The organism is Clostridium sp. AM46-21 (assembly GCF_003480025.1).
Taxonomy (GTDB): domain Bacteria; phylum Bacillota; class Clostridia; order Lachnospirales; family Lachnospiraceae; genus Coprococcus; species Coprococcus ammoniilyticus.
Map to the genome: position 1 here is coordinate 13,151 of NZ_QUIB01000025.1, position 12,893 is coordinate 26,043.

Sequence of the window (12,893 nt, forward strand, 5' to 3'; positions counted from 1 at the left end):
TCTTATATTCCCTTCATAAAAAAGATGCCTGATATAATAAAAACTATGATATTCAGATAAACCGCCATTTTCTTAGATGTAACCCCACCTTCTTCTGCATGATACCCGATCACGCCGAATACAATTCCGGTAAATGCCATCAAAAATGCACTGATCATCAATACCCCATAGATACGTTCTACCGTACCTCTTGATATAATGGATTTGATCACGGAAAGTATTATAAAGATTCCGCCCAAAATTCCCAATATATATGAAATGATCGTATCTCCTGAACTTCCGGGTGGAGAAACCCTGAAATCACTGTTTTTCAATCTTTTTTCTCCTTTTTCTGTCAAATCGTGCCAGAATATAATATATGATATATCCAAGCATGCCGCCAAAGGTATTCATGATAATATCATCAACATCAAACACCCCAAGTTTTGTTATCAGCTGTACCAGTTCAATACTTAACGAAAACGTAAATGCCGCCAGAGTCGCTGTAAAAAACCGGTCTTTTTACCTCTGACCCAGCGGATCAACATTCCAAACGGTACAAAAGCAAGAACATTTCCAACCAGATTCAACATCACGCTTGTGGTCGTCATATAACTTCTGTACTTTACGAAACGCTTAATCTCGAGAAACGGTGTCAGATTGTACCGCATCTCTTCATATCCATGTCCCCTTCCAAACATATCACTGAATATCAGGAAATAGACAATGGATATACTGTATAATATAAATAGCACCAGGCATAACGCCCGCAGCTTTTTCTTATTTTCTATGCTCAATGCCAGCCTCCAGGTTAATATTATTTCCTCATTTTTATTAACTGGGTAAGAAGTCTGTCTGCACACTCCTCTTTACTCATCTGTGGCAATTCAATATCTTCATCCTGTGTGATCAATGTCAGCACATTGGTATCTGTTCCAAATCCAGCCCCCGCTGTCTTTAAGTTATTTGCTGCGACTATATCGATCTTCTTCTTTTCCAGTTTCTTTCTGGAATTCTCCAGCAGATTCTGTGTCTCCATCGAAAATCCGCATATAATCTGTCTGGCAAGTCTGCTGTCCCCATCTGTCTTTCTTGCCTCTTCTCTCTGCATTCCAAGGAATGCAAGAATATCTTTTGTTCTTGTAAGTGGAATGCTCATATCAGCATCCGATTTCTTGATCTTGTTATCTGATACTTCTGCCGGTTTGTAATCTGCAACGGCGGCAGCCTTGATAATGATATCCTGATCTGCACTGGCAGCCGTTACTGCTTCATACATATCCTGTGCAGAGGTAACCGGCACTACTGTTACGAATTCTGGCGGTGTGATCGCTACCTTTCCTGTTACAAGTGTCACATCCGCCCCACGAAGCATCGCCTGTCTGGCGATCGCATATCCCATTTTACCGGTTGAATGATTGGAAATAAAGCGAACCGGGTCGATTGCTTCCATCGTAGGACCTGCGGTAACAAGTACTTTTATTCCCTGCATATCCTTCTCTGCTGCAATATACTTTAATATATAATCAACTAACAACTGTTCATTCGGAAGCTTCCCCTTGCCTGTATCTCCACAGGCAAGGTATCCGCTTGCCGACTCTATGATCTCATAGCCGTAAGACTGTAATTTCCTGATGTTATCCTGAACGATCGGATTCTCTAACATATTCGTGTTCATTGCAGGTGCGATCAGTTTCGGACATTTTGCAGCCATGATCGTAGTACTCAACATATCATCTGCAATGCCGCCTGCAATCTTCCCAATAATATTTGCCGATGCAGGAGCAACCATAAAGATATCTGCCCGTTTTGCAAGTGCAACGTGTTCTACGTTAAACTGAAAATTACGGTCAAAGGTATCCACCAGACACTTATTTCCTGTTAAGGTCTCAAATGTGATCGGATTGATAAAATTGGTCGCATTTTCTGTCATGATGACATTTACATCTGCATGCAGTTTTACAAGCATACTGGCAACATTTGCCATCTTATATGCTGCTATACTTCCTGTTACACCTAAAACAACGGTCTTATTCTTTAACATCATTTTCTCCATTCTGCATCGTATCATTGAAAATCATTCTGTCCGGAACGAATGCTGATCCGGCTGTTATTTGTTCATATCAAGGATAAAGTTATCGATCAATCTTGCCTTGCCAAATCTGACTGCCATAGCACAAAGGACATGTCCCTCTACTATATCGATTGACTTCATGGTATCCATATCCACCATCTCAACATAATCAATATCTGCAAGTGGCTCTGATCCGATCAGGTCTTTCATTGCTGCTACAATCTTCTTCGCATCTCGCTCACCATCTTCGATCATTTTCTGTCCAAGCTTAACTGACTTGCTCAGTACAACTGCTGCCTGACGTTCTTCCGGCTTCAGATAAATATTTCTGGAACTCTTGGCAAGACCATCTGCCTCACGGATGATCGGACATCCAACAATCTCAATATCCATGTTCAGATCTGTAACCATACGCATGATGATCGCAAGCTGCTGTGCATCCTTCTGACCAAAATAAGCACGATCCGGCTGAACGATATTGAACAATTTATTTACAACTGTACATACACCTTTGAAATGTACCGGACGAGTCAGTCCGCATAATGCATCCGGAAGCCCTGTCATATTGACATAAGAACAAAATCCCGGCTTATACATTTCTTCCGGTTCCGGATGAAAAATCACATCTGCACCTGTTGTCTCGCATAACTTTGCATCTGCATCAAGATCTCTTGGATAACTCTCCAGATCCTCTGTTGGTCCAAACTGCATCGGATTGACAAATACAGATACAACGGTTCTGTCATTCTGTTCTACGGATTTCCTGATCAGACTCTGATGTCCCTCATGGAGATATCCCATTGTTGGTACAAGTCCAACACTTAAGCCTTCTTTCTTCCATGCCTTAACCTGACTTCTTACTTCATCTACTGTTTTTAAAATCTTCATTTCTGATTTCCAGTCCTTTCCTGATCCTGTCTCCCGGTTTTTACCGGTTCAGGCAGCTTCTATCTCTTAGTATAATTTATCGATTACTTCATCATCAATTTTGTAGCAGTGTTCTTCTGCCGGAAATGTTCCATCGTCAATCTCTGCTATATAAGTCTTTACTGCTTCACGAATCACGTCTCCTGCATTAGCAAAATGCTTTACAAACTTCGGCTTGAAATCACTGAACATGCCAAGCATATCGTAAATTACAAGAACCTGTCCGTCGCATCCTGCTCCTGCTCCGATTCCGATCGTAGGAATGTTGATGCTCTCTGTTACAAGCTTTGCAAGCTTTGCAGGGACACACTCCAGCACCAGTAAAAACGCACCTGCTTCTTCTACTGCCTTGGCATCCTCGATCAGCTTCTTAGCTGCTGCTTCTGTCTTACCCTGAACCTTAAAGCCACCAAAAGTATTGATCGACTGCGGAGTCAGTCCCAGATGTGCAACAACAGGGATTCCTGCTGATACGATTGCTTTAATCTGTGGACAGACTTCTTTACCACCTTCTAACTTTACAGCTCCGGCTCTGCCTTCCTTCATCAGACGACCTGCATTTACGACTGCGTCATATACACTGGTCTGATAGGACATAAATGGAAGATCGGTTACAACCAGTGCATTCTTGGCTCCTCTTGCAACGGCTGCGCTATGATGGATCATGTCTTCTACGGTTACAGAGATCGTATCCTCATATCCAAGGATTACATTTCCGAGGGAATCACCGACAAGAATCGTGTTGACTCCTGCTTCATCCAATAATCTTGCTGTCGTATAATCATACGCTGTCAGCATAGAAATCTTATGCCCGGAATTCTTCATCTGCATAATTGATGTTGTTGTGTTCTTCATACGTCTTATTCTCCTATTCTGAAATCATTTCATTTTTTGTTCATTTCAAAATCCAGCATTGCCATAACTTACTGCTTTCCCTGCCATCGTTCCCGGCATTGCAGTATTCCCATTTCTCATTCCTGTCCTGAAAGAATTTTCTTCATCTCAGAATAATCACGGTTGGGATATTTCTGCTCTGCTAAAGCAAGTACAGCTCCTGATACGCTGATATAAATATGTTTCTCATTTGCATCAAGAACATTCAGATGTTTCTTTACTGTCGTTGTGTCATTTCTCTCGATTGGTCCGGTCAGACCTGCCACTGGGCCATCTTCTGCTATATGCGATGCATTTCCCATAAATAACGGAACAAGTGCCTGCTCTGCCTGTTTCTCTTCAAATCCGCAGTCTTCCAGTAATGAAACTGCCGATCCATACAGACCATTCACCAGATTGCTGGCAAATACTGCAGCCGCATGATATTTTGTTTTATTTTCTGTTGAGAGAAGTACACAGTCATTTCCTAAAAGACGAATAAAGCGGCAAAGTTTATTTCCCCACTCTTCAGCACCTTCCACGGTAAAAAAACATTTCTGCATTTCCCTGTAGGATTTTGTCGTTGAACTGATTGCATACATAGGATGAATCGAATAACCAAAGGCTCCTGCCTCTGTTACACCTGAAAAAATATTAGATGTCATCGCACCACTACAATGACAGATCAGTTTGCCCTTGATATCAAAGGCTTTTATGCTGTCCCATACTGCTTCTATCCTTCCATCCGGAACGGTAAGCATCAGGACGTCACTTGCGCAAACGATCTTCTTCAAATCATCAAATGCTTCGGTATTGGTAAATGCTGCAGCTTCTTTTGCACTCTCCACCTGTCTGCTGTAATATCCGGATACGGTTACTGTCTCCGGAAGGTTCTTTTGTATCTCTTCTTTATTCAGCTTCTGTTCAAGATACTTTCCAAGTGTAAAGCCTACTTTGCCTGCACCGATAAATCCAATCCTCATATGATCACCTGCTATCGCCTGTTCTATCTGTGGTGTACAATCAGGTATAGTTTCTTTCGAATACCATCCGCCATTTACAATACCATTTACAAGGTAAAAAGTAAAGCAGGAGAACCTGAATTTATCATCATTTTTTCTCCTGCTTTTCTTATGTTTTTCCCATACAGATCATAGATCCATATCGGAAATCATCATTTTTATAATACATAAAAATTAGTTATATTTTGCAATTACCTCTGCATTCGCCTTCATGGCTGCAGCTTCCATGGACTCACGCTCTGCCAAAAGTTTCTTTCTTACTTCTGCATTGCTGTTTCCTATGATCTGAAGTGCCAGATATGCTGCATTCTTGCTTCCGTTTATTGCTACAGTTGCTACAGGGATACCGGATGGCATCTGAACGATAGAAAGAAGTGCATCCATTCCATCTAATACAGAACCGGAAATTGGTACTCCGATAACCGGGATCACTGTCTGGCTTGCTACAACACCCGGAAGTGCTGCTGCCATACCTGCGGCAGTAATGATAACCTGTGTTCCATTATTATTTGCTTCTTCAATAAACTCTGAAAGTCCTGCATGTGCTCTGTGTGCAGACAGACATCTTACATCAACTGCTACTCCATACTCCTTTAAAATGCCGATTGCAGGCTCAACCTTTGGCAGGTCACTTGTTGATCCCATAATGATCGCTACTCTCATGTTTTTATCCTTCTTTCTTTCTTTTTATGTGTCATATCCCTGTGTCATACATGGCTCCATGCATGGCACAATGGTATTTTACTTACTGTTCAGATACTGATCGATAATCTCACTTGCCCCTTCATAATCCATGGCATCCACCGTCATCTTCAGTGCATTTAAGAACTCAATATCAGCATCATTATACTCGTATCGGTCGATTTCTGCCAGTATTTCTTTTACAGCTCCAACATCGGCATCCCGTAAAAATGTACGCATATCTTTGAGCTGTCCACGATCCACTGCATCCCTGACTGTCTTTTCCTGCTGTTCAACCGGATTGATCTTCGCCAGATATAGTCCGATATCCTTAAACATACGCTTCAGCATGGATACAAATTCATGCGTATTTTCCTTTGCATACTGCATATTTCCTATATTGATCGCCGACTCCAGATTTGCTGCTTTCCGTTCGATGCTGTATGCGCCGATATTTCCACTGCTGCTCTTGATATCATGAATGATATTCCGATACCGTCTGACATCATCATCAATATATTCTTCCAGACGATCTACATCCGGCTCATAGTCTTCCTTGAATGCCGCAATAAAACGGTTAAAGGTATCAAAATTGCCTCCGATCATCTTCAATGCATTTTCAACTACAATACTGTTCTCCAGAATATAACATCATCCTTAAATCTGGATTCGCTGATATACTGTCTGATATTGCTTGTCTTTTCCTTGATCTTGTCCTCCGGAAGGAACAGACGGAAAATCCCTTCGATTCCATCCATTTCCAATGGTTTTACAAGTACGTCACTGAAGCCCTGCTTTATGATCTCATCTCTGCTGCTGTCTATATTGTTTTCTGAAAGTGCAATGATCGGAACCCGTTTGTATTCTTCTCCATCCAGGCTCCGGATCTCACGGACGGTATCTGCACCATCCATAACCGGCATGACTGTATCAATGAAGATCATATCATATGGAGTTACCATAACCTTGTCAATCGCTTCGAATCCGGATGAAGCAGTATCACAGATCAGCTCATAGGAATCAAATATAACCTTCTGGATCTGTATACTGACATCAGAATCGTCCACAAGAAGGATCCTGACATCCGGAAGCCAGATTCTTGAATTCGAATTACGGAATGCCTGCTCCCGTCGTTTGCTTACATTATAATTAACATAGCTGTAATCAAATACCTGCTGTATAATGGAAAAGCGTATCGTGGTTCCTGCTCCATAGGTACTGTCAACCTCCGGGGTTCCACCCATACTCTCGATCAACTGTCTTGCGATTGCCAGTCCGATACTGATATCAAAATTACCGATATCAGTTCTGTCATAAGAATCGTCCAGATCAAAGAAACTGTCCAGACGTTCTTCCTTTACTCCGGTTCCGGTATCTGATATCACGATATCCAGATAAATGCTGTCCGGTCTGTCGCACTCTTCCGGAGCGATCTTTCTCCAATCCACTTCAATGCTGATCGAACCTTCTTTGGTTGTCTTTGCCGCCCTCTGATACAGATTCATCAGGATCTCCTTCACCTTATCACGATCGCCGATCAGACCATTTGGTATATCATCCTCAATGCTTACCTTTAAGGCAACCAGATCCCGGTTGATCATTTCCTTAAACTGAACCGCAAGCTCCTCGATCATATCTGAAACCGCATATTCCTTCTCCTGCAATTCCAGTGTTCCATCCTGTAAATTCGATAATCTGGAAATTCCATCAATTATACCAAGGATCTCGTAGCTGGAACCATATACCGTGGATAACTGTTTTACCTCTTCTTCCGTTTTTGCCTCATCATTCCGCAAAAGCATCTCGCTGATCGCAAGGATCGAATTTAACGGTACACGGATCTCATGATTCAGATAGTTCACATAATCGTTCTTTGCACGGTTAGAACGCTCTGCCTGTTCATTTTTCTTGCTGAGTTCTTCTACCTGCTCCGTCTTTTTGCCAAGCAGATGCATCACATACCGGGCTACAAATATCACTGCCACGCAGATTGCTATGATCAATACCACAATCAGAACTCTGGAAAATGGAGTCTCCCAGAATTTCAACTGTTTTACAATAACAAAAGACAGCGGTTCTTCACAGGCAACACCATCAGAATTCTCTGCCGAAAGCACAAATGTATAATTTCCGCCCTCCAGATTTGTATACTCTGCTTCCAGATTATCCGTACCCGAAACAACACGATCTTTATCGTCAAATCCATCAAGATAATATTTTACCTGAATATCCCCACGATTTACATAACTCAGAACAGAGAACTTGATCACGATTCGGTTCGTATCACCCGGAACGGTCATCTTACCATCCAGATCCGAGAACGCATACTCTTTATCATCTATCGTAACAGAAGCTATCCGTACCTTCGGTGGAACTTCATTTGTAAATACCTGATTCTGATCCAGCATACTGAAGCCGGTATCACAACAAACATAGACGACTCCATCTTCACTGATATAATTCGTTGAATTATCCGTAATATCAGAGATCAGTCCATCATTTTTCGTATATATCTCGCATTTCGGATCTGCCGAGCTCAACAGATCTCCTTCGTAATATTTCTGGATGCCACGGGAACCGAAGATCCAGAGGTCTCCTGCCTGATCCAGTATCAGATTTGCCACAGAATTCGATGGATCAACTGCACTGATCTGACGGATCACGCCCTCCTGATAATAAAGTCCATTATCTGTTCCGATCCAGATACCATTGCTTCCACCAACAATGGAAGAAACAACATTCGAATTCAGTCCCTCTGACATAGATATCTTTTTCAGATTAGATTCCATGTCTATCGTATAAAGACCGGAACCATTGGACCCTGCATATAAGGTTCCATCCTCCGCCTGATACAGGGATATGATATCTGCATTTTCCATACCGGAAAATCGGCCGTAGCTGACTGTTACCTGTTCATCCTTCAATATGGAAATACCGCTCTCGGTTCCGATCGCCATACTACCATCCTTTAATTCAATGATACAGTTGACAGCATTACTGGTCAACAACGCGCCACTCTTATTATAGAATTTGTATTTACCCTTACTGTTCACCTTGATAACACCATAAATTCGGTAGGAACAGATCCACAGATTATTCTTTGAATCCACACAGAAATCACGGATACTTTTTCCATTTAACATTGTGACAAGATCAGAGTCACGGTCAAGAGTTCCGTCTGCATTTATGATCCGCAGGCCATCATCTGTACCGATATATAACTTTCCGCAATACTCCGTAATGCAGTTGACGATTGTCTCATCCAGACCATATTTCATGCTTCCATTCTGGAATTTGCTTCTGGATAACAGCATCAGTCCTTTTCGATATGAGGTCATCCAGTAGTTCCCTTCAAAATCCTGGATTATGTCACTCATCGACTCATTAAATTCCAGACCGGTAACATACTTCATTTTTTTATTTTTGTTGATATAACCAACACCATCATCCGCAAGAACCCACAATTTATTATCAATCCGCTGGATCTTATTGATACCACTCAGTGCCGCTGTTGATAATAATTCAAAATCTTTGTTCGTCGTAAGATGTATAATTGTATGACCTACCGTACCAATATACCGTTCCCCATTCTCATCTACAAAAAGACTGTTCAGATCTTCTTCTGTGTATTCCATCTTACTGATCTTGCTTACGATCTGATCATCCTTGATATTTACGATCGTATCGTTATTCACGATCGCATATACATAAGAACGATATCCACTGATCGCTGTTACATCCGGTGCAACAACATCATCATCCGCAACCAGCGTCATTTCACCGGATTCGTAATAATAAATACCGGATGAAGTAGCAAGCCATATTTTTCCTTCTTCGTCTTCATACAGTCCACGGACGGTCGTAATCTCATCCTCTGTTGAATTCGATATACGATTAAAGCATCCGTCTTTGTAAATAAATAAGCCATAGTTTTCCGTTCCTACATACAGATCCCCATTCGATGCCGCAAGAATACTGTTGATCATATAGGAACTGCTGTCGCTGTCTTCTCCCAGTGAAAATTTCCGAAACTGACTTCCATCATAACGGTACAGTCCGCTGTCCGTGCCGACCCATATGTATCCACTGGCAGACTGGCTGATGCAGTTTGCTTCCCCACTTTCAAAACCGTCATCTTCTGTGTACTTGGTCTGACTGTAATCTGATGTAAAATTCTCCTGTGCAAACACAGCAAGCCGTGGTGAAAAAAGTATCATCACGGCTACTGCTATTAATATGATCATTCTGATTTTTGAATGTAACTGCTTCATAGTTTTCTTATGCACCTAATAAAAATGCTACATATCCTTTTTTAGTTTCATAAATATCTGCTTTGGAAGTGATCTCCCATGGAGCATGCATGTTTAATACGGCCACACCACAGTCCACAACTTCCATTCCATATAATGATAAAATATAAGCGATCGTACCGCCACCGCCAACATCTACTTTACCAAGCTCTGCAGTCTGATAGTATACTCCGGCATCATCCATTACCTTACGAATAGCTGCAAGATACTCTGCATTTGCATCATTGGAACCGGATTTGCCTCTTGCTCCTGTAAACTTGTTAAATACCATACCTTCACCAAAGATAGCCGCATTCTTCTTGTCAAATGCACTTGCAAAGGTTGGATCATAACCTGCAGATACGTCAGAGGATAACATTCTGGAGGATGCCAGACATCTTCTGAGGGCCAGTTCATTATAACAGCCCATCGCATTCATAATCTCAGCAACTGTATTCTCAAAGAAATGAGACTGCATTCCGGTTGCACCCACGCTTCCGATCTCCTCTTTATCTGTCAACAGACAGCAGGTCGTCTTTTCTACATCTTCTGCTTCCAGCATCGCAACCATAGATGTATATGCACATACCCTGTCATCCTGTCCGTATGCCATGATCATACTCTCATCAATTCCGCAGTTTCTTGCCTTTCCTGCCGGAACGATCTCAAGCTCTGCTGAAATGAAATCTTCTTCCTTTATTCCATATTTCTTCTTCAGAAGTGCAAGCACCTGTTCCTTTACGGCTTCTTTCTCTTTTCCCTTTAATGGCTTGCTCGCAAATAAAATATCCAGTTCTTCTCCCTCGATAACTTTATTTGCCTTTTTTCCATCTGAGCACCGGCAAGATGGATCAGCAGATCGGTAACACAAAATACCGGATCATTCTTGTCTTCCCCAATGTTTGCTTCTACAACTTCTCCGTCTGTCTTAGCAACTACACCATGAATAGCAAGTGGTAAGGTTACCCACTGATACTTCTTGATTCCTCCATAATAATGCGTATCCAGATAAGCAAATCCCTCTTTCTCGTATAATGGAATCTGTTTAATATCCATACGTGGGGAATCGATATGTGCGCCAAGAATGTTCATACCCTTTTCGATATCCTTCTTACCGATATTGAACAGCGCTACGGTCTTATTCATCCATACCGCATATACCTTTGAACCTTTTGTCAGCTTCTTTCCTTCTTTGATCACATCCTGAATATCTTCATATCCGGCTTTCTTTACCTGTTTTACGATCTCTTTTACACATTCCCGCTCCGTCTTTCCTGTATCCAGGAATTCACGGTAGGATTTACATAATTTTTCCAGCTTTGCAAGTTCTTCCTTGTCATAACTGTTCCATGCATTTTTATCTTTCATTTTTATGCCTCCTAAACATATAAGTCATTGCTTATACTCTTTTTTATATATATAATGGCACTTCTGCGGATCCTGTATGTCACAAGTCCGAGAATTACCAGATAGATTGCAAAGATCATAAAAGAATCCATCTTTGTAAACTTAAATAAACAAAAACCGACTCCACAAAGGATCATGGATACCAGAATAGCAATCGCCATATTAAAGAATGCATTCAGATTGCCCCTGAGCGCTCCGTATTCATCTTCCCAGTTCAGCTTCGGATGTGTTGCATCCAGCCAGAGTCCGATATAGGTGCAGCATACAACCGATAAGAACCCGATCACAATAAAGTAAATGGCCGAAGGCACATTGATATGCATACAGATGCACAACACAATGATCGTTACTGCAACTGTGATGCCGCTGTATACCAGACTGACACCTGCCTTGATCCCAATCTGCGTCCGATAGCTGACCGGTGCATATTTGATAAAGCTGAAATGATCTCCCTCTCTTGTAAACGAGGTCGATGCAATACTGTTCATTGCTGTTGCAAAGAAGGAAATGATCAGTACCAGCAATAATACGATCAGATCGGATGCTACAAAACCTTTGGAAAGCAGCTTCTCAAATGAAGTCATAAAGTTCTTCGTCGCAGGCAGAACAAACAATGCCACCGCAAGAACCGGCCATATAATATTTACCATTACACAATATTTGCGATATGCCGGTGTCCGGTATAGTATCTTACATTCCTTCAGAAAATATGCTTTGCGAATACTTTTTTTCGCATAAGCTGCATCAGAAACCACATCTTCTTTCTTCTCTGCTTTTCCGACAGATGAAACCAGATATACGCCACGCAGATACAGCTTGCTTCCAAGGAAAAACAACAGACCTGCCATAACCGCATTTAACAGGATGAACAGCAGGGAATATGCAATGTTGTTCGTTTCAAGTGCTTTTAAGAATACAGGAACCGTAAAGAATATCTTTCCCATGATTGCTGTAAACATATTGTTATGATTCATCAGACCATCAATATAATTGTTAATATTGATGCTGTCCATCTGAATAAACGATAATAAAAAGAGTCCGAGGAAAATAACGGTTACCAGTCCTGTCATGGCATCCACATTCCGAAACAGTTTTATCCGGCTTAAAAACGCCATACAAAGTAAGGCAAAAATTCCGCAATATACAAGTGGAAGGATCGGAAGCATCGCTACTCCGACTAATGCCGTCAGTACAGATACCGGCTTGAATCCGGCAGCTATGAAGTAACCTACAAAGCCGCTGAATAAAACCATAAACTCCATAACACTCTCTGCAATATATGCATTTACAAATTTGGCTGCTACGATCTCACCCGGCTTTACCGGAAGCGGAAGCAGATGATCCAGATCCGATGAAAAAAACAGTACATTAAACAGTACCATCACCGAAAAGATCATGCCAAATACGGACATCAACTGTATGATCAGTTCTACGCCTTCCGTCATTCCTCCTGCTTCTATCAGTGCTTCTGTCATAATATATACAATAAATCCAACGACCAGACAACAGGGAACCATGATACAGAACATGGCAAGTGAACCAAGTGTCTTATATGCCTTCGCTTTTTCTCCGGTGTCCGGCATCGTCATCTCTGTATCCTTTGCCATCACTCTGGTCAAATACAAAAAATTCTTCATAAGC

Annotated in this window: 11 protein-coding genes and 1 pseudogene; all 12 read right to left on the minus strand. The window is 41.7% G+C overall.

All coding sequences use genetic code 11. The features are described 5' to 3' along the window. Positions 1-2: 2 nt before the first annotated feature. The 12 genes and pseudogenes from DW959_RS13800 to DW959_RS13845 all read right to left on the minus strand — a co-directional run bounded on the left by DW959_RS13800 (position 3) and on the right by DW959_RS13845 (position 12,889). Entirely contained in the window at positions 3-314 is a 312-nt protein-coding gene (locus DW959_RS13800; RefSeq protein WP_021944043.1) for a hypothetical protein, read from the minus strand. Then, positions 301-477, minus strand: coding sequence for a VanZ family protein (locus DW959_RS14940; RefSeq protein ID WP_347475366.1), 177 nt, complete (start codon positions 475-477; stop codon positions 301-303). Before DW959_RS14940 ends, DW959_RS13800 begins: the two co-directional genes overlap by 14 nt. Then, a complete protein-coding gene (locus tag DW959_RS14945) occupies positions 453-776 on the minus strand; it encodes a VanZ family protein (RefSeq protein ID WP_279221010.1) in 324 nt (107 codons plus the stop codon). Before DW959_RS14945 ends, DW959_RS14940 begins: the two co-directional genes overlap by 25 nt. Positions 777-796: 20 nt before the next feature. After that, on the minus strand, positions 797-2,023 hold the full coding sequence (coaBC, locus tag DW959_RS13810; protein ID WP_021944041.1) for a bifunctional phosphopantothenoylcysteine decarboxylase/phosphopantothenate--cysteine ligase CoaBC: 1,227 nt from the start codon (positions 2,021-2,023) through the stop codon (positions 797-799). A gap of 66 nt (positions 2,024-2,089) precedes the next feature. Further along, positions 2,090-2,941 (minus strand): pantoate--beta-alanine ligase, encoded by an 852-nt coding sequence (panC, locus tag DW959_RS13815; protein WP_008403076.1) that lies wholly within the window; start codon positions 2,939-2,941, stop codon positions 2,090-2,092. A gap of 66 nt (positions 2,942-3,007) precedes the next feature. Next, positions 3,008-3,835, minus strand: coding sequence for a 3-methyl-2-oxobutanoate hydroxymethyltransferase (panB, locus tag DW959_RS13820; RefSeq protein ID WP_021944040.1), 828 nt, complete (start codon positions 3,833-3,835; stop codon positions 3,008-3,010). A gap of 116 nt (positions 3,836-3,951) precedes the next feature. Then, positions 3,952-4,836 carry a Rossmann-like and DUF2520 domain-containing protein gene (locus DW959_RS13825; protein WP_021944039.1) on the minus strand — a complete coding sequence of 295 codons (885 nt, stop codon included), beginning with the start codon at positions 4,834-4,836 and terminating at the stop codon, positions 3,952-3,954. Positions 4,837-5,049: 213 nt separating this feature from the next. Further along, positions 5,050-5,538, minus strand: a complete 489-nt coding sequence (purE, locus tag DW959_RS13830; RefSeq protein WP_021944038.1) for a 5-(carboxyamino)imidazole ribonucleotide mutase — start codon at positions 5,536-5,538, stop codon at positions 5,050-5,052. A gap of 78 nt (positions 5,539-5,616) precedes the next feature. Beyond that, on the minus strand, positions 5,617-6,162 hold the full coding sequence (locus tag DW959_RS14780; RefSeq protein ID WP_243023415.1) for an Hpt domain-containing protein: 546 nt from the start codon (positions 6,160-6,162) through the stop codon (positions 5,617-5,619). A gap of 17 nt (positions 6,163-6,179) precedes the next feature. Then, positions 6,180-9,827, minus strand: coding sequence for a hybrid sensor histidine kinase/response regulator (locus DW959_RS13835; RefSeq protein ID WP_243023414.1), 3,648 nt, complete (start codon positions 9,825-9,827; stop codon positions 6,180-6,182). A 7-nt stretch (positions 9,828-9,834) separates the two neighbouring features. After that, positions 9,835-11,213, minus strand: a pseudogene (locus DW959_RS13840) (aminopeptidase). A gap of 11 nt (positions 11,214-11,224) precedes the next feature. Next, a complete protein-coding gene (locus tag DW959_RS13845) occupies positions 11,225-12,889 on the minus strand; it encodes a hypothetical protein (RefSeq protein WP_242997378.1) in 1,665 nt (554 codons plus the stop codon). Between the last annotated feature and the right edge of the window lie 4 nt (positions 12,890-12,893).